Origin of the sequence: Micromonospora sp. DH13, assembly GCF_020873825.1 — a bacterium.
Classification (GTDB): Bacteria; Actinomycetota; Actinomycetes; order Mycobacteriales; family Micromonosporaceae; genus Micromonospora; species Micromonospora haikouensis.
Genome location: NZ_JAHWGR010000031.1, coordinates 69,631 through 92,531, shown reverse-complemented (window position 1 = coordinate 92,531; position 22,901 = coordinate 69,631). Strand labels below are relative to the sequence as shown.

Here is a 22,901-nt window from a genome sequence, read left to right as displayed (position 1 = left end):
TCCGTCACTGTCGGTGACGTCATCGCATCCGAGCAACGAATCTGGAGGACACAGGATGTCCCGCAAGATGTCGAAGAAGCACGTGCTGGCCGGCCTCGCGGCGGCCGGCGTGCTCGGCGTGGGAATCGCGGCGCCGACCATCGCGTTCGCCGAGGAGGGCACTCCGTCGCCGAGCGCCAGCAGCAGCGAGCACACCGATCGGCAGGAGAAGCGGGCCGAGCGGCAGTCGGAGTTCGCCGAGGCGCTCGCCAAGGAGCTGGGCGTCTCCACCGACAAGGTGACCGCCGCCCTGGAGAAGGTCCGGGAGCAGCACAAGGCCGACCGGCCGGAGCGGGGCAAGGTCGGCGAGCGTGGTGAGCGCCCCGACGCCGCCGAGCGGCAGGCCGCGCTGAAGGAGCGGCTGGCCCAGGCCGTCAAGGACGGCAAGCTCACCCAGGAGCAGGCCGACGCCATCACCAAGGCCGTCGAGGCCGGCGTCTTCCCCGGCGGGGGCGGCTTCCCCGGCGGCTGGGGCCGGGGCCACGGCGGCCCGGCCGGCGAGTGACGCCGCGCACCTGAGCAACACCAGGTCGCCGACGTGGCGGGGTCCGGAGCACTCCGACCCCGCCATGTCGGCGTCATGGCGCGCGGCGCTCACCGCCCGCGCAAGGCGGCGCTCACCGCCCCGGGGGCGGCGCGAAGACGCCGAAGTGGTTGCCCGACGGGTCGAGCAGGTGGGCGAAGGTGAGCCCGCTCGGCGCGGTGAACGTGGGCACCAGCACCCGGCCGCCGGCCGTCTCCGCCCGCCGGACGGCGTCGGCCACGTCCGCCACCTGCGCGTAGAAGATCGCGTAGTTCGGCGTGCTGCCGTCGGAGGCGCGGATCGCCCCGCCGATCCCCTCGCCGCCCGCCCCACCGCCGGTCACCCGGTACGACCGGCCCGGCGCGCCCTGCTCGGCGAACTCCCAGCCGAACAGCTCGCCGTAGAAGCGCTCGGCCTCGTCCGGCCGGTCGGTGCCGATCTCGAACCAGGTGATCGCGTTGGTCGTGGTCATGGACTGCCTCCCGTACGTCGCGCCGGCCGGTCGACCGGCGTCGCGGGACCCAGCCTCGCCCCGCGCCGCGACAACGTCCTGTCGGTGTTTCCGACGGGGATCGGGCGGGGGGCGCGGCGCGGTTCAGGCGAGGGTGAGCTGGCGGACGACCTGCCGCGGGATGTCCAGCACGTCGGGGTGCAGCTCCCGGGTCACCGGCTCGGCCAGCACGGTCACCGAGGAGATCCGGTCGAGGCGGAACGCGCGCGGGCCGTCGCGCAGCCGGCACCAGGCCAGCAGATACCAGTGCCAGGGGTTGCCGAGGAAGCCCAGCGGCTCCACGGTGCGCTCGGTGGCGGCGCCGGCCCGGTCCGCGTACCCGATGCGCAGGACCCGGGCGGCGGTGACCGCCCCGGCGACGGCGGCCGGGACGGGCGCGGCCGGCCCGCCCCCGACCAGGTGCACCCGCCCGGCGAGCCGGCGGGCCTCGGCGGCGTCGGCCGGCGGCATGACGGCGAGCAGCTTGCGCAGGGCCGTCGCGCCCGCCTCGGCGAACGGGCCGCCGTCGAGGCGGTGCAGCGCGACGGCCATCGCCACCGCCTCCACGGCGGTGAGGTTCACCGGCGGCAGGGTGTGCGCGCGGTCGACCACGTAGCCGCCGGTGCGGCCCGGCTCGGCCCAGATCGGCACCCCGGCCTGCTGCAACGCGGCGATGTCGCGCTCGATGGTGCGGGAGCTGACCTCGAAGCGGCCGGCGAGCCAGCGGGCGCTGCGCGGCCGGGGCGACACCGCCCGCAGCTCCTCCACCAGGGCGTAGAGGCGGTCGGTGCGGTTCACCCCGCGAAGCTAGCCGCCGGGTGTGACAGGCCGCTCAGGCGATGCAGGCGCAGACGATCAGCGCGGCCCCGAAGTGGGTGGCGGCGCTGACCCGGGCCGCCGGGTGCGGCTCGTCGGAGCAGATGATCTCGCCCAGCCGACCGGGGGTCAGCAGGTCGAGCACGAAGAACGCCAGCGCCATGATCAGCAGGCCGATCAGCCCGAAGACGACCGTGGACGCCAGGCCCTTCGCGAAGTCGCTGTAGCTGGTCAGGATCGCGGTGAACACGATGCCGGCGATGCCGAGCTGGTTCGCGGCGAGCAGCAACGCCGCGTTGCCGTTGCGCCGCACCCAGATCAGCTCGCGCAGCCTCCCGGGGGTGAGCAGGTCGACCAGGCCGAAGCCGGCCGCCATCAGCCCCACCCCGACGACCCCGAACACGACGCTCTGCCATGCTCCGCTGAGCAGGTCCTCCAGCACCGACTGCCTCCCACCACCTGCCGCCCGGCGGGGGTGCCGGCGCGGTGATCGAGACGATAGCGGCCCGCCGCAACTCCCCGACAGACCGCCGGCCTGCGGCGCCTAGAGCGACAGGTAGCGCTGCCGCTCGTAGGGGGTGACCTCGCGGCGGTACTGCTCCCACTCGGCCCGCTTGTTGCGCAGGAAGAAGTCGAAGACGTGCTCGCCGAGCACCTCCGCGACCAGCTCCGAGCCGGCCATCACGTCGATCGCCTCGGCCAGGTTCTCCGGCAGCGCCTCGTAGCCCATCGCCTTGCGCTCGGCGCTGCTCAGCGACCAGACGTCGTCCTCGGCGCCCGGGGGCAGCTCGTAGCCCTCCTCGATGCCCTTGAGGCCGGCGCCGAGCAGCACCGCGAACGCCAGGTAGGGGTTCGTCGCCGAGTCCAGCGAGCGGACCTCCACCCGGGCCGAGTTCGGCTTGCCGTAGGCCGGGACGCGGACCAGCGCCGACCGGTTGAGGTGACCCCAGCAGACGTACGCGGGGCTCTCGGTGATCCGGTCGGGCAGCGCCTGCGGGAACAGCCGCTTGTAGGAGTTGACCCACTGGTTGGTGACCGCCGTGTATTCCCGGGCGTGGGTGAGCAGCCCGGCGATGAACGACTTCGCCACCTTCGACAGCTTCATCGGGTCGCCGCCGTCGTGGAACGCGTTGCGCTCGCCCTCGAACAGCGACAGGTGGGTGTGCATGCCGCTGCCCGGCTGGTCGGTGAACGGCTTCGGCATGAAGCTGGCCTGCACGCCGGTGGAGAGCGCGACCTCCTTGACCACGTGCCGGAAGGTCATGATGTTGTCGGCGGTGGTCAGCGCGTCCGCGTACCGCAGGTCGATCTCCTGCTGGCCGGGGGCGACCTCGTGGTGGCTGAACTCCACCGAGATGCCGATGCGTTCCAGGGCCAGCACGGCCTGGCGGCGGAAGTCCCGCGCCACGGCGTGGGTGGTGTGCTCGAAGTAGCCGCCCGTGTCGACAGGGGTCGGCACCGAGCCGTCCTGCGGGCCGTTCTCCAGCAGGAAGAACTCGATCTCGGGGTGGGTGTAGAAGGTGAAGCCCTTCTCGGCGGCCTTGGACAGCATCCGGCGCAGCACGTGCCGGGGGTCGGCCCAGGACGGGCCACCGTCGGGCAGCAGGATGTCGCAGAACATCCGGGCGCTCTCGCCGCTGACCCCGCCCTCGAAGGGGAACACCTGGAAGGTGGTCGGGTCGGGCATGGCCACCATGTCGGACTCGAAGACCCGGGCGAAGCCCTCGATCGCCGAGCCGTCGAACCCGATGCCCTCCTCGAACGCGGCCTCCAGCTCGGCGGGGGCCACCGACACGCTCTTGAGCGTGCCCAGCACGTCGGTGAACCACAGCCGGACGAACCGGATGTCCCGCTCTTCCAGCGTACGGAGGACGAACTCCTGCTGACGGTCCACTTCCACCCCTCGTGCCACTGTCTCCACCACCGGTGGGGCCTGGCCGCCCAGTCTCCACCGGCTCCTTTACGCAGACGTTACGCGACCGGCCCGGACCGCGTCCTGTCGTGTCCCGCCCCCTGGCGGACGGACCCCCGCCGGGCTGCCGGGCGTCGCCGCGCGAGTGGCCGCCGTCTCCGCGCCGCGGCCGTGTCGGCGCCGGTCGGCTGGGGCAAGATGTGGACATGCCCACCCTGCGTCTCGCCCTGTCCCAGGTCAACCCGAGCGTCGGCGACCTCGCCGGCAACGCCGGCCTGGTCCGCCGGTGGACCCGCACGGCCGCCGACGCCGGCGCCCAGCTCGTCCTGTTCCCGGAGATGGTGCTCACCGGGTACCCGGTCGAGGACCTGGTGTTCCGCCGGTCCTTCGTCGCCGCGTCGCAGGCCGCGCTGCGCCGCCTCGCCGCCGACCTGGCCGCCGACGGCCTGGGCGGGGTGCCGGTGGTGGTCGGGTACCTCGACGCCGACGGCCCGCCGCAGGTCAGCTCCGACGCCGAGCCGGGCCGGGGGGCCCGCAACGCCGCGGCGGTGCTGCACGGCGGCGAGGTGGTGGCCACCTACTTCAAGCACCACCTGCCCAACTACGGGGTGTTCGACGAGGACCGCTACTTCGTCCCGGGCGACGCGCTGACGGTGGTCCGCGTCGGCGGGGTGGACGTCGCCCTGACCATCTGCGAGGACATGTGGCAGGCCGGGGGCCCGTTCGCGGCGGCCCGGCAGGCCGGCGTCGGCCTGGTCGTCACGATCAACGGCTCGCCGTACGAGCTGAACAAGGACGACATCCGGCTGCCGCTGGTGCGCCGCCGGGCCGCCGAGGCCGGTGCCGCCGTGGCGTACGTCAACATGGTCGGCGGCCAGGACGAGCTGGTCTTCGAGGGCGACTCGCTGATCGTCGGCGCGGACGGGACGCTGCTGGCCCGCGCCCCCCAGTTCGTCGAGCACCTGCTCGTGCACGACGTCGAGCTGCCGGCGGCCGAGGGTCGCGGCGGCGACGCGGCCATGGCCGGCGGGGCGGCGCCGGCCGGCGGCGAGCTGGCCGCGGGCATGCGGATCGTGCGGGCCGCGGTCGGCGACGTCCCGCCGGCACCCGGCGGCCCGGCGGCGGTGGGCGGGATCATCGAGCCGGTGGCCGACGAGGCGGAGGTGTGGCAGGCGCTGGTGCTGGGCCTGCGCGACTACGTCGACAAGAACCGGTTCCCGTCGGTGGTGCTGGGGCTCTCCGGCGGCATCGACTCGGCGGTCGTGGCGGCCCTCGCGGTCGACGCGCTCGGCCCGGACCGGGTGGTCGGCGTCTCGCTGCCCAGCCGGCACTCGTCGGAGCACTCGCGGGCCGACGCGGAGGACCTGGCCAAGCGCACCGGCCTGGACTACCGGGTCGAGCCGATCCAGCCGATGGTGGACACGTTCCTGGCGAACATGTCGCTGTCCGGGGTGACGGTGGAGAACCTCCAGGCCCGGGTGCGCGGGGTGATCCTGATGGCGCTGTCGAACCAGGAGGGCCACCTGGTCCTCACCACCGGCAACAAGAGCGAGCTGGCGGTGGGCTACTCCACCCTCTACGGCGACTCGGTCGGCGGCTTCAACCCGGTCAAGGACGTGTGGAAGACGCTGATCTGGCGGCTGGCGAAGTGGCGCAACGCCGACGCCACCCGCCGGGGCGAGACCCCGCCGATCCCGGAGAACTCGATCGGCAAGCCGCCGAGCGCCGAGCTGAGCCCCGGCCAGCTCGACAGCGACACGCTGCCGGACTATGACGTGCTCGACCCGATCCTGATCGGGTACGTCGACGGCGACCTGGGCCGCACGGGGCTCGTCGAGTCGGGGCACGACCCGGCGGTCGTCGACCGGGTGCTGCGGATGGTGGACACCGCGGAATACAAGCGGCGGCAGTCGGCCCCCGGCACGAAGATCTCGATGAAGGCGTTCGGACGGGACCGGCGGCTGCCGATCACCAACCGCTGGCGCGAGGACGGCTGAGCCCGGCCGGGGCCGGGGGCGTCGCCGCTCGGCGGGGCGCGCCCGGTCCCGCCGGGGAGTGAAATCCTCCACTGCCTCCTGCCGTCGACCGTCGCGCGGTGCGACGCTTGCGACGGAACCCGGGGACCGCGCACGCGGCCTCGAGGAAGGAGACAGTCATGGTGGAGTCCACCCCGACCGAGGTGACCGCCCTCTACGGCGGCCCGGCCACCCGGCGGGTGCGCACCCGCGACCTGCTCGCCGCCAAGGAGCGCGGCGAGAAGTGGTCGATGCTCACCTCGTACGACCAGTACACGGCGTCGATCTTCGACGCCGCCGGGATCCCGGCGCTGCTGGTCGGCGACTCGGCGGCGAACAACGTCTTCGGCTACGAGACGACGCTGCCGGTGACCACCGAGGAGCTGCTGCCGCTGGTGCGGGCGGTGGTGCGGGCGACGAAGCAGGCGCTGGTCGTCGGCGACCTGCCGTTCGGCTCGTACGAGGAGGGGCCGACGCAGGCGCTGCGCACCGCCGTGCGGTTCATGAAGGAGGGCGGCTGCCACGCGGTGAAGCTGGAGGGCGGCCGGCGCTGCGCCGACCAGGTCGCCGCGATCGTCGGGGCCGGCATCCCGGTGATGGCGCACGTCGGCTTCACCCCGCAGAGCGAGCACACCCTCGGCGGATACCGGGTGCAGGGGCGCGGCGACACGGCCGACGAGGTGTTCGCCGACGCCCTCGCGGTGGCCGAGGCGGGCGCGTTCGCGGTGGTGCTGGAGATGGTGCCGGGCGAGGTGGCCAAGCGCATCACCGGGGAACTGGCGATCCCGACGGTCGGCATCGGCGCCGGGCCGGACACCGACGCGCAGGTGCTGGTCTGGCAGGACATGGCCGGCCTGCGCACCGGCAAGGCCCCCCGGTTCGTGAAGCGCTACGCCGACCTGGCCGGGGCGTTGACCGAGGCGACCCGGCGGTTCGCCGACGAGGTCCGGGGCGGCGGGTTCCCGGCCGCCGAGCACACCTTCTGACACGTCCGGGGGCTGCGGTGGGCGGCGCGCCCCGCGTCGTCCACCGGCAGCGCCCCGGCGGCCCGCGCCGACGGCGGTGACAGCCGGCGGGTGGTGACACGGGCGGGTGGCGACAGCCGGCGGGTGGTGACGCGGGCGTCCGGCCAGCGGACGCAGCGGCTAAGGTACCCGCTCGTGGATCATGTTCGTATCTCAACCGTTGTCCTGACCTGCGTCTCCGTGCTGGCGCTCGCGGCGTGCGGCGGGGAGGAGCCGGCCCCGACGGCCGCGCCCACCTCGGCCGCCGCCACTGCTACCACTGCTGCCGCCGCCCCGACCACCGGCGCGGCCGCCCCGACGGCCGCCGCCCCCGCCTCCGCCGACCCGGCCGCCGACAAGAAGCTCTGCGAGACCGCGAAGAAGGTCGCGGACGACTCGAAGAAGGCGCTGATGAAGGCCGTTGTGGACGGCGGGGACCCGGCGGCGGCGATGAAGAAGGCGTTCACCGAGATGTCGGAGGTCGCGCCCGCGACGGGCGGCTCCGGCAGCGAGGTCGCCGTCGCGCTGGCCGCGGTCGGCGCGGAGGCCCGCAGGATCGCGAACGCCGCGGACGTCGAGGCCGCGGCCGAGGACAGCGCCGCCCTGGAGAAGGCCGGCGCGAAGGCCAACGCCGCCTGCAAGAAGGTCGGCGTCGACCCGAACCTCTGACCCGAGCGCCGAACTGGGTGTGCCGGCGGCCTGCTACCGCCGCGGTGCCGCCCCGGCGCGGCAGCCCGCCCCACAGGTGGTGATCGACTCCACGTCGGCGACATGGCGGTATCCCAACCGCCCGGATACCGCCATGTCGCCGACATCGCGCGGCCCGACCCGTCCGCTCAACCCGTCCGCCCGACCTGTCGGGCAGACGGCGGGCCCGGGGCGGGCCGTCGTCGCTCAGAGGTCGGTGACGCGGAGGCCGGCGTGGGCCTTGTAACGCTTGTTGATGGCGATCAGGTTGGCCGTGAACGCCTCGATCTGGTGGGCGTTGCGCAGCCGGCCGGCGTAGATGCCCCGCATGCCGGGGATCCGGGCGGCGAGCGCGCCGACGACGTCCACCAGCTCGCGGTCCTCGGTGCAGATCAGCACGTCGAGGTCGATCCGGTCCACCTCCGGGTCGGCCAGCAGCGGGGCGCTGACGTGGTTGAACGCCGCGCAGACCCGCGAGTCGGGCAGCAGGGCGGCGGCCTGCTGGACGGCGCTGCCCTCGGCGACGGTCAGCGCGTACGGGCCCTGCCGGTCGAAGCCGAGCGGGTTGACGCAGTCGACGACGATCTTGCCGGCGAGCGGCCCGGCCAGGGCGGCGACGGTCGCCGCGTGCCCGTCCCACGGCACCGCGATCACGACCACGTCGCTGCGCCGCGCGACCTCCTCGTTGCCCGCGCCCGTCACCTCGGCGTCGGCCGGCACGCCCCGCAGGGCGGCGATCTCGGCGGCGGCCTCGGCGGCGCGCTCGGCCGACCGGGAACCGATCAGCACGGACTGCCCGGCGCGGGCGAAGCGGTAGGCCAGGCCCCGGCCCTGGTCGCCGGTGCCGCCGATGATGCCGACGGTCAGCCCGGACACGTCGGGCAGCGTGCTCGCGTCGTATGCCATGGGCCCATCCTCGCAAACCAGGCGGGCCGGCAGCAGCGCCGGGCGCGCAGCCGCAGCGACCAGCGCCGGGCCGGCTCCGGCGGGTGCTGCGGCGGGCCGGCCGGACGCCGTCCCGCCGGTGCCGGCTGCGCGGACTGCGGCGCAGGCTGCGCGGCGCGGGCTGCGGCTGTGCGGCGCGTACTCGCGGGCCGGCCGTCAGGTCAGTGCGAACAGGACCTTCCGGGTGGCCGGGTCGGCGGTGACCAGCCGGACCCGGACCCGCTCGCCCAGCGGCAGCGCCCCCGTGCAGCGGGCCCGCACCGGCGGGGCGTCCAGCGCCACCGTGCCGCCGGGCTGCCGGCCCGGCCTCGGCTCGTCCACCTCCAGCGCCGCCGCGTCGAAGGTCTCGCCGACCCGGTGCGCCAGCAGCACCGCCTCGGCCAGCTCGACGGCGCCCCGGGTCGCCGCGCCGGCCGTCCGGTCGGTCGCGGCCATCACCTGCGGCAGCCTGGGCAGCGCCGCGCGGGCCCAGTCGGGCACCGGCCGGTCGGCGTGCAGGGCCAGGCAGACCTCGGTGGCGTACCGGTCGGCCAGCCGGCGCAGCGGGGCCGTGACGTGGGCGTACGCGGCGGCGACCCCGCCGTGTGCCGGCTGCTCGGGCGGCGCGCCGTCGAACGCCGTGTACGCGGCACCGCGCATCAGCTCGGCCGCCTGGTCGACGAACGCGGCGGCCCGGGGCTCGGAGGCGTCCAGCCCGGCCAGCACCTCACCGACGCCGACGCCGTCGGGCCAGTGCACGCCCAGCGGGGCGGCGGCGGTGCGCAGCCGGGCCACCGCCTCCGGCCTCGGCGGCGGCATCGTCCGCAGCAGGCCGATCCCGCCGGCGAGCATGATGTCGGCGGCGGCCATCCCGGTGAGCAGGGAGATCTGTGCGTTGTGCTCCTCCATCGGGACGGGGCCGCGCAGCACCAGCCGCCAGCCGTCGCCGTCCGGTTCGACGTCCTGCTCGGGCAGCGGCAGGTTGACCGCCCCCCGGCGCAGGCCGCGCGCGGTGAGCAGCGCGCCGAGCTCGGGGAGCAGGGCGATCGGCTCGGGCAGCCGACCGGCGTCGGCGGCGGCCTGGACGCCGACGTAGTCCAGCTTCGCGCGGCTGCGCACCAGGGCGCGTTCCAGCGCGACGGCGACCGTGCCGCCGTCGGCGTCGAGGTCGATCGTCCACACCACGGCCGCCCGGTCCTGGTCGGGCAGCAGGCTGGCCGCGCCCTCGCTGAGCGTCTCCGGGTGCAGGGGGACGTTGCCGTCGGGCAGGTAGACGGTCTGCCCGCGCCGCCAGGTCTCCTCCTCCAGCGCGCCGCCGGGGCGCACGTGGGCGGCGACGTCGGCGATGGCGTACCGGACCCGGAAGCCGCCACTCCGGCGGCGGGCGAGGTGCATCGCCTGGTCGAGGTCCCGTGAGGTGGCCGGGTCGACGGTGACGAACGGGACGTCGGTGCGGTCGACGTCGGGCCGGGGCGGCGCGGCGGCGGCCTCCTCGGCCTCGCGCTGCGCCGCGGGCGGGAACCGCTCGGGCAGTTCCAGCTCGCGGCGCAGCGCACCGAAGTCGATGCGGGGCGCGAGGACGCGTCGGATCACCACGGCCCCATCCTGACACCCCCCACCCACCGCACCGCGGCGCCCCGCACCGCGGGGTCGGCCAAGAGGTTCACGTCGCCGGCCGGCGGGCCTTCGGCGCGAACCTCCTGGTCGACGGGGCGGGGTGGGCGGGATCAGGGGTTACGGGAGGGCGTCGACTTCCTCGCCGGGGCCTTCCTGGCGGTGGCCGTGCGGGTGGCGGTGGACCGGGACGACGTGGTCTTCCGTGCCGTGGTCTTCTTGGCGGCCGGGGCCTTCTTCGCGACCGTGGTCTTCCGGGCCGTGGTCTTCTTCGCCGCCGGGGCCTTCTTCGCGGCTGCGGCCGTGCGCTTCGCCGCCGTGGGCGCCTTCTTCGCCGCCGCCGTCGTGCGCTTCGCCGCCGTCGCGCCGGCGCGCTTGGCCGTCGTGGTCGTCCGCTTCGCCGCCGTGGTCGTGCGCTTCGCCGCCGTCGTGGTCGTGCGCTTCGCCGCCGGGGACGCCTTCTTTGTCGCCGCCGTCGTCCGCTTGGTCGCCGCCGCGCCGGTGGCGCTCCTCGCGGTCTTGGTGGCGGTGGTCTTCGCGGCGGTGGTCTTCCTGGCGGTCGTGGTCTTGGCGGCCGGGGCCTTCTTCGCCGCCGTCCGCGTCGCGGGTGCCTTCTTCGCCGCGGTCCTGCTGCCGACCGGGGTCCTGCTGGTCGCCACCTTCGTCGCGGCGGCCTTCTTCGCGACCGCCTTCTTCGCCGGCACCCGGCCGGCCCCGGCGCCGGAGGCGTTCGGGGACGCCTTGGTCACGGTCGACCGCCGGGTCGCCGTGGTGGCGGCCCGGGTCGAGCCCGCGGCCCGTCCGGCCGCGGCGGTCTTCTTCGCGGTCGTACGTTGGGCGGCCGGGCGGGTGGTGGCCTTTTGTGCTTCGGCCATCGTGGTTCCCTCCTTGGGGACATGCGCTCGCGTGCCTCCTCTCGGGGCACGGAGTTCCTCGACGCGGGCCGTCCCGCGCCGTTTATCTGTCCTCCCCGGCCCAACGGGCGTCCTCGGCGTCCCACGCGTCGTTGCGCTCCCGCACCTGTTGCAGGGCGTTCTCCGCGTCGGCCGCCGAGGCGTACGGCCCGAGCACGTGCCGCGCCGCGCAGACGTCGGCCTCGGTCTCGACCCGGTGGTGTCGCGTGCACCAGTAGTAGTGCCCACCACTTCCGCTGTCGCTCATGGGATCACTGTGCACCGCGCACCGCCCGGCCGCCACCGGTTCAGGCAAATAGTCGCCGACGTCTTCCACAGTAGACGCGCCGACCGGCCTCCGGGCCGGAATGGCGGAACCCGCCGACCGGGAGTCCGCGCCGTCGCGGGGCCCCGCCGGGACGGCCGCCACGACGGCGCGGCCGGCGCGGTGTCGGCGGAGACCGCGCGGCGGTCGGTAAGGGCGCTCCCGTCCCCTACCACCCACCCTGGGGGGCTTCATATCAGCCTGGACGAGAACGGGCCATCCGTCACCGGGTCCCACTTACGGGACCGGCGAGCCGGCACGCCCCTCCGCTCAGGTCGATACGCCTGCTTGCGGGTGCGCCCCGCCGCGCCGTGTGCGAGCCTCTGCGAAACCTTCTGCGCGGCGCGGCGCCCCTGTCACCGACAGGTGACCCACGGCAACGCACAGGCGACGCCCGCGCGCCCGACCTGGGGGACAACACCGTGGCGAACCTTGACGTCGCGCTCAAGAGCGCGATGAACATCGATGGCGCGATCGGCGCCGCACTGGTCGACTACAACAGCGGGATGACGCTCGGCGTCGCCGGCGGCACCGGGGAGATCGACCTGACGGTCGCCGCCGCCGGCAACACGGACGTGGTCCGCGCCAAGCTGCGCACCATCGAGATGCTGAACCTGAACGACGAGATCGAGGACATCCTCATCACCCTCGGCTCGCAGTACCACCTGATCCGGCCGGTCACCAGCCGGACCGGCAAGGGCCTGTTCCTGTACCTGATGGTGAGCAAGAGCCGGGCCAACCTGGCGATGGCCCGCCACCAGCTGCGCGTCATCGAGGAGAGCCTGGAGCTGTGAGCGTGGTCGACAGCACCGGAACCGTCCTGCCCCGGCGCACCGCGCGGCAGCCGGGGGACCTGCCGGCGCCCCGGTCGTTCCCGCCCTCACTGGCGGGCAACCCCGCGCTGCCGTACTCGGCGATCGGGCAGGAGCTGGCCGACCTGCGGTTGCAGATCCCCGGCGTGCACGGCTGCGTCCTCGGCGGCGTGGACGGCCTGCTCATCACCCACAACATGCAGACCGACGTCGACCCGAACGACCTGGCCGCGCTCGCCGCGACCACGTACGGCCTGGGCCGGCAGGTGGGGCTGCGGCTGGGCCAGGGCGAGTTCCAGCAGTCCACCGTCCGCAACGACCGCGGCTACCTGAGCGTCTACGCCGTCAGCCCGCAGGCGCTGCTCGCCGTGGTGGGTCAGGACAGCATCAACGTGGCCCGGTTGCACCTGCACGCGCCGTCGACGGCCGAGCGGCTCGCCGCCCTGCTGGAGCGGGACCGCCCCTGAGCGGGCCGGACCGCCACAATGCGACGGTGGACACGGAGGTGGAGCGCTACCTGACGGAGTTGGTCACCGCGGCCGGCGAGGTGCTCGGCGAGGACCTCGCCGGCGCGTACGCGGCCGGGTCGGTGGCGCTCGGCGCGTACCAGCCGGGGCGCAGCGACGTGGACGTGGCGTTGCTGTGCGCGCGGACCCTGCCCGCCGGACGCAAGCGGGAGCTGGTCGCCCGGCTGCGGCACGAGGCGCTGCCCTGCCCGGCGCGCGGGCTGGAGCTGGTCGTCTACCGCCGGGACGTGGCCCGGTCGGGCACCCCGGAGCCGGGCTTCGAGGTGGAGCTGAACACGGGCGCCCGGATGCCGCCCCGGGTGACCTGGTCCGGCGACGAGCGGCCGGCCGCCGACGGCCGGTTCTGGTACGGGCTGGACCGCAGCATCCTGCACGCCGGCGGGTCGGCCCTGCTCGGGCCGCCGGCCGGGGAGGCGTTCGCCGACCTGACGCCGGCCGACCTGCGCCGGCTGCTGGTGGACGCGCTGACCTGGTGGTTGGCGCTGCCGACCCCGCCGGGCGACGAGCCGGCCGCCGGCGCCGAGGACGCGGTGCTCGGCGCGTGCCGCGCGCTGGTGCGCTGCCGCGACGGCGACTGGCTGCCGAAGGTGGCGGCGGGGCGGCGGCTGGTCGGGCGGGGGCACCCGGCGGCCGGCCTGATCGAGCGGGCGATCGCGGCCCGGGGCGGCGGCCCGCCACCGGGCGGCGTGGCGGCCCGCGCGTTCCAGCGGGGAGTACGCGACGAGATACGCGCGATGCTATGACCCATTCGATATATAGCTCACTGTGGATCTATCGATAGCCTGTCATCACGATCTCAGACCGCGTACCCGCAGCTTGACGCGGTCGACGACAGAGGAGACCGATAGATGACGCTCCCCCGCAAGGCCGCCACCCTCGGCGTGCTGACCGCGTCGGCGCTGGCCGCCACGATGATCGGCAGCCCGGTGTCCGCAGCGCCCGCGACCGGCGAGATCCGCCACGCCGGTGGTGCCACCGCCGTTCCCTCCAGCTACATCGTGGTCCTGAAGGACAGCGCCGTGGGCGGGAAGGCCGGCACCCGGGCCGCCGCCGTCGCCAGCTCCGCCGGCAGCCTGGCCAAGCGGTTCGGCGGCAGCGTCGCCCAGGTGTACGGCGCGGCGCTCAACGGCTTCGAGGTGCGGCTGTCCGAGGCCGCCGCGAAGCGCCTCGCGGCGCACCCGTCCGTCGCCTGGGTCGAGCAGAACCACGAGGTCAGCCTCCAGACCACCCAGGCGAACCCGCCGTGGGGGCTGGACCGCACCGACCAGGCCGCCCTGCCGCTGAGCAGCTCGTACAACTACACCAGCGCCGGCACCGGCGTCACGGCGTACATCATCGACACCGGCATCAACATCAACCACAACGACTTCGGCGGCCAGGCCGTCGACGGGTACGACGCGGTCGACAACGCCCTGCCGGCCGCCGACTGCAACGGCCACGGCACGCACGTCTCCGGCACCGTCGGCGGCACCACCTACGGCGTGGCCAAGGACGTCAAGCTCGTCGCCGTGCGGGTGCTCAACTGCCGGGGCCGGGGCACCAACGCCGGCGTCATCGGCGGCGTCAACTGGGTGACCTCCAACCACCAGGCCGGCCAGCCGGCGGTGGCGAACATGAGCCTCGGCGGCGGCGCGAACTCGTCGCTGGACACGGCCGTGGCGAACTCCATCGCCGACGGGGTCACCTACGCGGTGGCCGCCGGCAACTCCAACGCCAACGCCTGCACCTCCTCGCCGGCCGCCGTGCCCACGGCGATCACCGTCGGGGCGACGCAGAGCAACGACGCGCGCGCCAGCTTCTCCAACTACGGCACCTGCCTGGACATCTTCGCCCCGGGCGTGGACGTGCTGTCCGCCTGGTACAGCAGCAACACGGCGACCAACACCATCAGCGGCACCTCGATGGCCTCGCCGCACGTGGCCGGCGCCGCCGCCCGCGTCCTGTCCAACAACCCGACCTGGACCCCGGCCCAGGTCGCCTCGTACCTGACCAGCACGGCCACCGCCGGCGTGGTCACCAGCCCCGGCACCGGTTCCCCGAACCGCCTGCTGTACGTCTCCCCCACCAGCTGATCACCCACCCCCAGGTGCGGCCCCGGAGCGCTCGATCGCTCCGGGGCCGCACCGTGTCCGGGCACGGATCACGACATGCCCCCACAGCGCGCATTAATCCGTTAAAACGGGCGTAACCGGCAACGCGGGTCGGGAGATCTACGGTGTGGTGGCACGCGGTGTGCGTGCACGCGTACCGGCCTGGGGGTGAGCGGTGCAGCGCAGACCCGTCGCCGTTCTCCTCGCCCCGCTGCTCGCCGGCGCGCTCCTGCTGCACCTCGGCCTCGCCTGCCGCTCCCCGCTCGACGCCGTCGCCGTCGCCGTCGCGCCCCAGGCCGACACCGCACCGCAGGCCGACACCGCACCGCACGCCAGCGCCCCGGCCGCCGTCGCGCCGCACGCCAGCGCCCCGACCGCAGTCGCCGCCCCGGCCGCCGTCGCCCCGGCCGCCGACCTGGGCCCCCGGGCCCGCGCCGATGCCCGGTCCGGGGCAACCTCCCGGGCCGGCGGGCCGCCGCGCACCGGGCGGGCCGGGCAGGTCGCGCTGGAGGCGTACCGCCTCGTGACCACGCTCGCCGCGCACACCGGTCAGCCGCCGGACCCCACCGTCGTGCCCCGCTTCGACGGGAAGGCGTGCGGATCGGTCAGCCGCTCCGGGCGGGGCAACCAGGGCACCGACCGCCGCGACCCCGGGCCGCAGGCCGGGTCGGCCCTGCCCGACGCCGCCGTCCGCCGGGGCAGCACCGCCGACGGGCGCCCCGCCACCGCCGACGCCGGACCCGACCCGATCCGGCTGAGCGTCCTGCGCTGCTGAGCGCCGCCAGCCGGCACCCGGCCCGCCCGCCGTCGCGGGCGGCGCACGGCCGGCGGACGGCGAGGACGTCCCCCGGCCCGTCGGGCACCTTTCCGTACGCCTGACCACCACGCGTCACCCGCCGGCCACCGCGCCGCCGACACCCGTACCCCCGGCCCGGCCGGCGGTGCGACCAGCCGGCGGCCGGCGTCGGTGGCCGACCCGTTGCCCGCACGCCCCGCCTTCCCCGGATGTGAACGATGTCGCCTCCCGCCCTGCCCTGGCGCACGCTGCGCGCCGACCTGTCCGCCTCCGTCGTCGTCTTCCTCGTCGCCCTCCCGCTCTGCGTGGGCATCGCCGTCGCCTCCGGCGTGCCGGCCGAACTCGGCCTGGTCACCGGCATCGTCGGTGGCCTCGTCGTGGGGTTCATGCCCGGCAGCAGCATGCAGGTCAGCGGCCCCGCCGCCGGCCTGACCGTGCTGGTCGCCGAGGCCGTGGACCGCTACGGCATCGCCGGCCTCGGCACGATCGTCCTGGTCGCCGGGCTGCTCCAGATCGGCCTGGGGCTGCTGCGGCTCGGCCGCTGGTTCCGCGCCATCACCGTGGCGGTGGTGCAGGGCATGCTCGCCGGCATCGGCCTGCTGCTCATCGCCGGGCAGCTGTACGTCCTGGCCGGCGTCGCCGCGCCGCACACCGGGCCGGGCAAGTTCACCGGCCTGCCGGGGCTGGTCGGCGAGGTCGCCACGTCCACACCGGCGCGGGTCTCGCTCGCCGTGGGCGTGGCCACCATCGCCGTGATGGTGGGCTGGGACAGGCTGCCCGGTCGGCTGCGGACGGTCCCCGGCGCGCTCGTCGCCGTCGTGGCGGCGGCCGGGGTGACCGCCGCGCTCGGGCTGCCCGTCGACACCATCGAGGTCGAGGGGCTGCTCGCGGCGATGCAGCCGTCGCTCGGGCACTGGGGCACCCTCGCGGACGTCGGGGTGCTGGCCACCGTCGCCACGTTCACCCTGGTCGCGTCAGCGGAGAGCCTGTTCAGCGCGGCGGCCGTCGACCGGCTGCACCAGGGCCCCCGCACCGACTTCGACCGGGAACTCGTGGCGCAGGGCACCGGCAACACGATCTGCGGCCTGCTCGGCGCCCTGCCGATGACCGCCGTCATCGTCCGCAGCTCCGCCAACGTGCGGGCCGGCGCGCGGACGAAGGCCTCCCGGGTGCTGCACGGGCTGTGGCTGCTGTTGTTCGCCGCCGCCGCGCCCGGCCTGATCGGGCTGATGCCGCTGCCCGCGCTCGCCGCCGTGCTCGTCCACGCCGGCGTCAAGCTGCTGCCGCTGCGCGCGCTGCCGCAACTGTGGCGGGAACACCGGGGCGAGGCGGCGGTGCTGGCGGTGACGGCCCTGGCCATCCTCACCACCGACATGTTCACCGGCGTGCTCGTCGGCCTCGGCCTGGCCGTGGTGAAGACCGCGTGGGAGACCTCGCACGTCCGGGTCACCGTGCACGACGCCACCGTGGGCGACGCCGGCCCGGGGCCGGTCGAGGTCGCGATCACCGGGAACGCCACCTTCCTGCGGCTGCCCACCATCCTCACCACGCTCAACGAGCTGCCGGCCGACCGGACCGTCCGGCTCGACCTGCGCGGGCTGCGACACGTCGACCACGCCTGCCGCACCGCGCTGGACACCTGGATCGAGACGCACAACCGCAACGCGGGGGTGTCGGTGCACGTCGTCGCGCCGCGCCCGGCGGAGGACGACCGCCCCCGCACGGTCGACGCGACGGACTGACCCGCGCGGCTGGGCGGCTGGGCGGCTGGTGGGCTGGGCGGCTGGTGCCATGTCGGCGACATGGGGGTATCCCGACCGGCCGGATGCCCCCATGTCGCCGACATGGCGACGGCGGACTGGTCGACGGGCGGATCGGCCGGCGGCGGCGGATTGTCGGTGGGGTCTGATTGACTCGGCCGACGATCGAGCGACGGTCGCGGAAGGAGCGGACGACAGCATGGGGACCTGGGGCAGCGGCAACTTCGAGGACGACACCGCCGCCGACCACCTGTCGACGGTGACCGGGCGGCTGGTCGACGAGATCGCGACGGCGATGTCCGGCGACCCGGTCGAGTTGGAGCCGGACGAATACTGGGGAGTCGCCGTCCCCTGCAACCTGGAGCTGTTGCACCTCATCGGCAGCCAGCGCCACGTCGGGGTCACGCTGCCCGCCCCGGAGACCATCGCCGGCTGGAAGAGCCGGTTCCTGACCGTCTGGGACGAGGCGATCGACGGCCTGGAGCCCGACCCCGAATACCGGGCGCAGCGACGCGACGTGCTCGTCCGCACCTTCGACCAGCTCGCCGAGCTGGCCTCGGCGGGCAGGGCATGAGCCGGAGCCGGAGCCGGCCCACCGTCAGCGCGCGGGCTCCCGGTTGAACAGCCGCCTCGACCAGAGGTAGCCGCCCAGCGCGATGGCCGCGCACCAGGCGAGCGCGATCCACGCGTCGTTGCCGACCGGCTCGTCCATCAGCAGGCCGCGCAGGGTCTCGATGATCGGCGTGAACGGCTGGTACTCGGCGAACCAGCGCAGCCCGGCCGGCATGGAGTCGGTGGGGACGAACCCGCTGCCGAGGAAGGGCAGCAGGACGAGCGGCATGGGCAGGTTGCTGGCGGTCTCGACGCTCCCGCTCACCTGGCCGAGCGCGACGGCCAGCCAGACGAGCGCGAAGGTCACCGCCGCCAGGAAGCCGGCCGCGGCCAGCCAACCGCCCGGCCCAGCCGTGGGCCGGAAGCCGACCAGCACGGCCACTGCGGTCACCACCACCACGCTGAGCATCGCCTGGATCAGGCTGCCCAGGACGTGCCCGGTCAGCACCGAGACGCGGGCGATGTGCATCGTGCGGAACCGGGCGATGATCCCCTCGGTCAGGTCCATGGCGATGGTGATCGCCGTCCCCTGGACCGCCGCCGTCACGGTCATCAGGATGATCGCGGGGGCCACGTAGTTGGCGTACGCGGCCCGCCCGCCGGCCGCGCCGCCGGGCACCGCCCCGCCGAGCCCGGCGCCCAGCGTGCCGCCGAACACGTAGACGAACAGCAGCAGGAAGACGACGGGCATCGCGACGAGCGTCACGGTCATCGACGGGTACCGCAGCATGCGCCGGAGGCTGCGGCGCAGCATCGTCGCCGAGTCGCGCAGCGGGTGCAGGCGCAGGGCCGCCGGGGCGGGGCCGCTGAGGGCGGGGGTGCTCATGGGATGGTCACCTTCTCGTCGGTGGGGCCGCCGGTCAGGGCGAGGAAGACGTCGTCGAGGTCGGGGGTGTGCACGGACAACTCGTCGACCTGGACGGCCTGGTCGTCGAGCCGGCCGAGCAGGGCCCTGAGCGAGCGCAGGCTGCCGTCGCTGGACACCCGCAGGGCGAGGGCGTCGCCGTCGCGCGTCACCTGGCCGAGCACGCGCCGGGCCGCGTCGAGGCCCTGCTCGTCGGCGAACCGCAGGCGGACGTGCCCGCCGGGGATGCGGCGCTTGAGTTCCTCCGCCGTGCCCTCGGCGATCACCCGGCCCCGGTCGAGGACCGCGATCCGGTCGGCCAGCTCGTCGGCCTCCTCCAGATACTGGGTGGTCAGGAAGATCGTGACGCCGCCGGCCACCAGGTCCCGGACGAGCTGCCACATGTTGCGGCGGCTGCGCGGGTCCAGCCCGGTCGTCGGCTCGTCGAGGAAGATCACTCGCGGGTCACCGACCAGGGTCATCGCCAGGTCGAGCCGCCGCCGCATGCCCCCGGAGTACGTCGATGCCGGCTTGCGTGCCGCGTCGGTCAGGTCGAACTGTCCGAGCAGCCGGGCGGCGAGCCGCCGGCCCTCGGCCCGGGGCAGGTGGTGCAGGTCCGCCATCAGCAGCAGGTTCTCCTCGCCGGTGAGCAGGTTGTCCACGGCGGAGAACTGGCCGGTGACCCCGATCGCGGCGCGCACCGCGTCCGGTTCGCGGGCGAGGTCGTGCCCGGCGACCCGGACGTCACCGGCGTCGGCCCCGAGCAGGGTGGACAGGATCCGGACGGTGGTGGTCTTCCCGGCGCCGTTCGCGCCGAGCAGCGCGAAGACCGTGCCGGCCGGCACGGACAGGTCGACACCATCGAGTACGACCTGGTCGCCGAACGACTTCCGCAGGCCGGTCGCGGCGATCGCCGGCCGGGTTCGCGTACTGGACATGGTTGTTCTCTCCTCGGGCCGGAAGGCGGGTCAGGAGCGGTGGATGGTGATGTCGCCATAGGAGGTGGCGGCGCGGACCTCGACGGTCTGCTCGGTCCCGCCGGGCCGGCCGGTGTTCTCCAGCAGGTTGCGCACGTGCCCGTACCCGGTGTTGACCTCCAGCCAGGCGGCGGTGCCCTCGGCGATGCCGACGTCCAGGTTCCCGGCGGCGGTGCCGAGCACGATCGCGCCGCGGACCACCTCGCCGAGCCGGATGCTGCCGTTGGACGTCTTCGCGTCGACGCCGGCACCGGCCCGCTCGACGTGGATGCCGCCGTTGGCCGCGCGCACCCGCCCGTCGCCGGTGACCGCGTCGATGCTGGTGTCGCCGTTGGAGTTCTTGACCGACGCGGCACCCGCGACCTCGCCGAGCTCGACCTTGCCCGAGCCGGTGGAGACCTCGGCGTCGCCCGCGACGGCGTCGACGGTGACGTGACCGACCCCCGTATGCAGGCGCAGCGGGCCGGTCTGTTCGATCCGGACGTCGCCGGTGGTCCTGATCCGGCACTCGCCGAGCCGGCCGGTGCAGCGGACGTCGCCCATCACCAGGTGGGCAGAGAGCGGGGAACCGCTGGGCAGTTCGATGGAGACCTCCACCGACCTGCTCTTCTTGGAGAAGTCGAACGTGCGCTTCGGGCCGGTGACCTGGAGCGCGCCGTTGGCGTAGTCGACCCGGACCTGCGCGGCGGCCTGCACGTCGGACTCGTCGGTCTCGTCGCTGGGCCGGACCTCGACGACGGTGTCGGTCCGGTCGCTCGCGGCGACCCGCACGTGGGCCACGCCGAGTTCCAGCGTGACGGAGATCGGTTCGGGGGTCTCGAAAGTAGGCATGGTCGTCTCCACATCGTGGGTGGGTGAGTCGTCCCCGCAGGTCGGGGACGTGAGGCCGGGGCGGCGTGGAGCGGGTGCGGTCAGCGCACCCAGCCGGTGAAGCTCTGCCGGGCGCGCCTGCCGCTGTCGCGGGGCTCGGGGCGCTGGTCGTGGTCGGGTCGTTGCAGGGCGGCGGCGGCGGCGCGGACCAGCCAGGCGTTGACCGAGCGGCCCTCCCGCGCCGCCGCCTCCTCGATCGCGGCCTTGAGCTGCTCGGGCAGGCGTACGTTGATCCGCGCGGCGGGGCCGTCCTCGGCGATCGGCGGGACGGCGTCCGGTGTGCCGCCGCCCGTCGCCGCGGTGCCTCCCGCGGCGGGCTGGAGCGGCTCGGCGGGCGGCGGGGTGACGACGAAGTCGGGGTCGCGCCCGCGCAGGCGCAGCTCCACCGACCCCGGGGCCAGGTCCCGGGTGATCTCGTCGGCGGCGGCCGAGAGCGCTTCCAGCAGGGTCATCCGGATCGCCGATTCCAGCGGCCCGGTCAGGCGCTCGACCAGCAACCGCGACTCGTCGCCGCCGGCCTCGGCGAGGGTGGCGAACTCGCGTCCGAGGTTGCTCACGTAGGAGGTCAGGTCCATGGCACCACTATGGCACATAGATGGCACACGAACAAGCCAACTTGGCACAGCAGTGCCGCCAGGCATGGCACCACGGCGGCATAATCGGATCGAACGAGCTTCCCGCGCCGCATAGGTTGGTGCCGTGACGACGACAGCGGGGGCCACGCACCGACGTACCCGCATCGGGCTGCTCCAGGTCTGCGGGGCCGGCGTCCTGTGGGGCACAGGCGGGCTCGTGGTCACCGTGCTGCACAGCCGCGACGGCCTCGGCGCGATGACGGTCAGCGCGTGGCGGATGGCGCTGGCCGCCGTCGCCCTGGTCGGCTTCGCCGTGGTGACCCGCCGGTCGGGCGTCGTGCTCGCGACGATACGCACCCACCCGGTGCTGGCCGTCGTGGTCGGCGTCGGCACCGCCCTCTACCAGGCCCTGTACTTCGGCTCCGTCCTGCTGGTCGGCGTGAGCGTCTCGACCGTCGTCTCGCTCGGGCTGGCACCGGTCCTGACCGCCGCCTGGGAGCACGCCGCCGCCCGGTCACGCCCGTCGCTGCGCGAGGTGGCCGTGCTGACGGCGGCGCTCACCGGGCTGGTGCTGATCAGCGCCACCGCCGGACACGGCTCACCCGCCCCCGGCGGCCGGCCGGGGCTCGGGATCGTCCTCGCCGTCGCGTCCGGGGCCACGTACGCGGCGACGACGCTGCTCGGGCACACCCTGGCCCAGCGGGTCGACTCCGTGGCCCTGACCACGTGCGCCACCGCCGCCGGGACGCTGGCGCTGCTCCCCTGGCTCGGGATCGCCCTCGCCGCAGGCGAGCCGGTGCTCACGGCCGACCCCGCCTCGCTCGCCCTGCTGGCATACCTCGGGGTCGCGACGATGGCCCTGGCGTACGGCCTGCTCTACGCAGGGCTGCGGACGACGTCCGGGTCGGCCGCCACGGTGGCCACCCTCGTCGAGCCGCTCTCCGCCGCCCTCCTGGCGGCGCTGCTCCTGGGCGAGCGGCTCACCGCGCCCGCGCTGCTCGGCGGCGCGCTCATCCTCGCGGCGGTCGTCGCCCTGCAACCTACGGGCCAGGACCGGACCGCCCCCGCACCGACAAGGCCCGGCCCGGCGCAGCCCGACGGGGCCGTCGGGCCGTGACCGCCGTTCTCGCTCCCCTCGTCGGCCGCGCCCGCGTGGTCCTGCTCGACTTCGACGGGCCCGTGTGCAGCGTCTTCGCCCGGTACCCCGCGTCGGCCGTCGCCCACGAGCTGCGCCGGCTGCTCGCCGACCGGGGCGTGCCCCTGCCGGCCGGGATCCGGCACGAGCCCGACCCGCTCGCCGTGCTGCGCTTCGCCGCCACGCTCGGTCGCCCCGCCGTCGTCCGCCTCGTCGACGAGGCGCTGACCCGCGCGGAGGTCACCGCGGCCCACACCGCCGCGCCGACCCCGTACGGCCGGGAGGCCATCCTCGCCGCCCACCGCGCCGGCCGCCGGGTCGCCGTGGTGTCGAACAACTCCGCCGCGTGCGTCCGCGCCTACCTGAGCGCCCGTCGACTCACTTCGTACGTGCACCCGGTCGTCGGCCGCCCCGAGGGCGCGCCGGGGCGGATGAAGCCGGACCCGTACCCGGTGCTCGCGGCCCTGCGGGAGTTGGCCGCCGAACCGGCGGACTGCGTCCTGGTCGGCGACTCGGCCACCGACGTCGAGGCCGCCCACGCCGCCGGGGTCGCCGCCATCGGGTACGCCAACAAGCCCGGCAAGCGGGCCCGGCTCGCCGCGGCGGACGCCACCATCGACAGCATGGCCGAGCTGGTGGCCGCCCTCGGCGAGGGCTGACG

The 22,901-nt window shown here is 74.9% G+C and carries 25 protein-coding genes; 13 read left to right on the top strand and 12 right to left on the bottom strand.

What is annotated here, in order from left to right:
• Positions 1-55: 55 nt before the first annotated feature.
• A complete protein-coding gene (locus LPA42_RS25670; protein ID WP_077938944.1) occupies positions 56-544 on the top strand; it encodes a hypothetical protein in 489 nt (162 codons plus the stop codon).
• 112 nt (positions 545-656) lie between these two features.
• On the opposite strand, the gene LPA42_RS25665 is transcribed toward LPA42_RS25670, so the two are convergent.
• The 4 genes from LPA42_RS25665 to glnA all read right to left on the bottom strand — a co-directional run bounded on the left by LPA42_RS25665 (position 657) and on the right by glnA (position 3,762).
• Positions 657-1,034 (bottom strand): VOC family protein, encoded by a 378-nt coding sequence (locus LPA42_RS25665; protein ID WP_077938943.1) that lies wholly within the window; start codon positions 1,032-1,034, stop codon positions 657-659.
• Between the two features lie 123 nt (positions 1,035-1,157).
• Complete coding sequence (locus tag LPA42_RS25660; RefSeq protein WP_077938942.1) at positions 1,158-1,850, bottom strand: YafY family protein; 693 nt, start codon at positions 1,848-1,850, stop codon at positions 1,158-1,160.
• Positions 1,851-1,884: 34 nt separating this feature from the next.
• A complete protein-coding gene (locus LPA42_RS25655; protein ID WP_077938941.1) occupies positions 1,885-2,310 on the bottom strand; it encodes a DUF350 domain-containing protein in 426 nt (141 codons plus the stop codon).
• 102 nt (positions 2,311-2,412) lie between these two features.
• The gene (gene glnA, locus LPA42_RS25650) at positions 2,413-3,762 is read right to left on the bottom strand and encodes a type I glutamate--ammonia ligase (protein WP_043967078.1); all 1,350 of its coding nucleotides are present in this window, start codon (positions 3,760-3,762) and stop codon (positions 2,413-2,415) included.
• A 224-nt stretch (positions 3,763-3,986) separates the two neighbouring features.
• On the opposite strand from glnA, the gene LPA42_RS25645 reads away from it, so the two are divergent.
• The 3 genes from LPA42_RS25645 (at position 3,987) to LPA42_RS25635 (ending at position 7,468) form a co-directional block, all read left to right on the top strand.
• Positions 3,987-5,777, top strand: coding sequence for an NAD+ synthase (locus LPA42_RS25645; protein WP_077938940.1), 1,791 nt, complete (start codon positions 3,987-3,989; stop codon positions 5,775-5,777).
• Positions 5,778-5,935: 158 nt separating this feature from the next.
• Entirely contained in the window at positions 5,936-6,781 is an 846-nt protein-coding gene (panB, locus tag LPA42_RS25640; protein ID WP_077938939.1) for a 3-methyl-2-oxobutanoate hydroxymethyltransferase, read from the top strand.
• 174 nt (positions 6,782-6,955) lie between these two features.
• A complete protein-coding gene (locus LPA42_RS25635; RefSeq protein ID WP_158229445.1) occupies positions 6,956-7,468 on the top strand; it encodes a hypothetical protein in 513 nt (170 codons plus the stop codon).
• A gap of 225 nt (positions 7,469-7,693) precedes the next feature.
• Here the strand turns inward: LPA42_RS25635 and npdG are convergent, their stop codons facing one another.
• The 4 genes from npdG to LPA42_RS25615 all read right to left on the bottom strand — a co-directional run bounded on the left by npdG (position 7,694) and on the right by LPA42_RS25615 (position 11,185).
• Positions 7,694-8,392 carry an NADPH-dependent F420 reductase gene (npdG, locus tag LPA42_RS25630; protein ID WP_077938938.1) on the bottom strand — a complete coding sequence of 233 codons (699 nt, stop codon included), beginning with the start codon at positions 8,390-8,392 and terminating at the stop codon, positions 7,694-7,696.
• Positions 8,393-8,587: 195 nt separating this feature from the next.
• Positions 8,588-10,006, bottom strand: a complete 1,419-nt coding sequence (locus LPA42_RS25625; protein ID WP_077938937.1) for an RNB domain-containing ribonuclease — start codon at positions 10,004-10,006, stop codon at positions 8,588-8,590.
• Positions 10,007-10,137: 131 nt separating this feature from the next.
• Positions 10,138-10,899 carry a hypothetical protein gene (locus tag LPA42_RS25620; RefSeq protein ID WP_077938936.1) on the bottom strand — a complete coding sequence of 254 codons (762 nt, stop codon included), beginning with the start codon at positions 10,897-10,899 and terminating at the stop codon, positions 10,138-10,140.
• An 82-nt stretch (positions 10,900-10,981) separates the two neighbouring features.
• Entirely contained in the window at positions 10,982-11,185 is a 204-nt protein-coding gene (locus LPA42_RS25615) for a hypothetical protein (RefSeq protein WP_036372683.1), read from the bottom strand.
• A 479-nt stretch (positions 11,186-11,664) separates the two neighbouring features.
• Between LPA42_RS25615 and LPA42_RS25610 the strand changes: the two genes are divergently transcribed.
• From LPA42_RS25610 to LPA42_RS25580, 7 genes are all read left to right on the top strand, one after another.
• Complete coding sequence (locus tag LPA42_RS25610; protein ID WP_043967064.1) at positions 11,665-12,036, top strand: hypothetical protein; 372 nt, start codon at positions 11,665-11,667, stop codon at positions 12,034-12,036.
• Positions 12,033-12,521, top strand: coding sequence for a roadblock/LC7 domain-containing protein (locus LPA42_RS25605; RefSeq protein ID WP_077938935.1), 489 nt, complete (start codon positions 12,033-12,035; stop codon positions 12,519-12,521). The genes LPA42_RS25610 and LPA42_RS25605 overlap by 4 nt, the downstream gene beginning before the upstream one ends.
• A 26-nt stretch (positions 12,522-12,547) precedes the next feature.
• Positions 12,548-13,324, top strand: a complete 777-nt coding sequence (locus LPA42_RS25600; RefSeq protein WP_077938934.1) for a nucleotidyltransferase — start codon at positions 12,548-12,550, stop codon at positions 13,322-13,324.
• A gap of 105 nt (positions 13,325-13,429) precedes the next feature.
• Complete coding sequence (locus LPA42_RS25595) at positions 13,430-14,653, top strand: S8 family peptidase (RefSeq protein ID WP_077938933.1); 1,224 nt, start codon at positions 13,430-13,432, stop codon at positions 14,651-14,653.
• Between the two features lie 193 nt (positions 14,654-14,846).
• The gene (locus tag LPA42_RS25590) at positions 14,847-15,446 is read left to right on the top strand and encodes a hypothetical protein (RefSeq protein ID WP_077938932.1); all 600 of its coding nucleotides are present in this window, start codon (positions 14,847-14,849) and stop codon (positions 15,444-15,446) included.
• A 239-nt stretch (positions 15,447-15,685) separates the two neighbouring features.
• A complete protein-coding gene (locus LPA42_RS25585; protein WP_077938931.1) occupies positions 15,686-17,209 on the top strand; it encodes a SulP family inorganic anion transporter in 1,524 nt (507 codons plus the stop codon).
• Positions 17,210-17,426: 217 nt separating this feature from the next.
• Positions 17,427-17,801: a DUF4259 domain-containing protein gene (locus LPA42_RS25580; protein ID WP_077938930.1), complete on the top strand. Its 375-nt coding sequence runs from the start codon at positions 17,427-17,429 to the stop codon at positions 17,799-17,801.
• A gap of 24 nt (positions 17,802-17,825) precedes the next feature.
• On the opposite strand, the gene LPA42_RS25575 is transcribed toward LPA42_RS25580, so the two are convergent.
• The 4 genes from LPA42_RS25575 to LPA42_RS25560 all read right to left on the bottom strand — a co-directional run bounded on the left by LPA42_RS25575 (position 17,826) and on the right by LPA42_RS25560 (position 21,105).
• Positions 17,826-18,665, bottom strand: a complete 840-nt coding sequence (locus tag LPA42_RS25575; RefSeq protein WP_077938929.1) for an ABC transporter permease — start codon at positions 18,663-18,665, stop codon at positions 17,826-17,828.
• Complete coding sequence (locus tag LPA42_RS25570) at positions 18,662-19,621, bottom strand: ATP-binding cassette domain-containing protein (RefSeq protein ID WP_077938928.1); 960 nt, start codon at positions 19,619-19,621, stop codon at positions 18,662-18,664. Before LPA42_RS25570 ends, LPA42_RS25575 begins: the two co-directional genes overlap by 4 nt.
• 30 nt (positions 19,622-19,651) lie before the next feature.
• The gene (locus LPA42_RS25565; protein WP_077938950.1) at positions 19,652-20,491 is read right to left on the bottom strand and encodes a DUF4097 family beta strand repeat-containing protein; all 840 of its coding nucleotides are present in this window, start codon (positions 20,489-20,491) and stop codon (positions 19,652-19,654) included.
• An 80-nt stretch (positions 20,492-20,571) separates the two neighbouring features.
• Positions 20,572-21,105, bottom strand: a complete 534-nt coding sequence (locus LPA42_RS25560; protein WP_077938927.1) for a YlcI/YnfO family protein — start codon at positions 21,103-21,105, stop codon at positions 20,572-20,574.
• Between the two features lie 124 nt (positions 21,106-21,229).
• On the opposite strand from LPA42_RS25560, the gene LPA42_RS25555 reads away from it, so the two are divergent.
• Together LPA42_RS25555 and LPA42_RS25550 are read left to right on the top strand one after the other, a co-directional pair.
• Entirely contained in the window at positions 21,230-22,222 is a 993-nt protein-coding gene (locus LPA42_RS25555; protein WP_077938926.1) for a DMT family transporter, read from the top strand.
• Complete coding sequence (locus LPA42_RS25550; RefSeq protein ID WP_077938925.1) at positions 22,219-22,899, top strand: HAD family hydrolase; 681 nt, start codon at positions 22,219-22,221, stop codon at positions 22,897-22,899. Before LPA42_RS25555 ends, LPA42_RS25550 begins: the two co-directional genes overlap by 4 nt.
• Positions 22,900-22,901 lie beyond the last annotated feature (2 nt).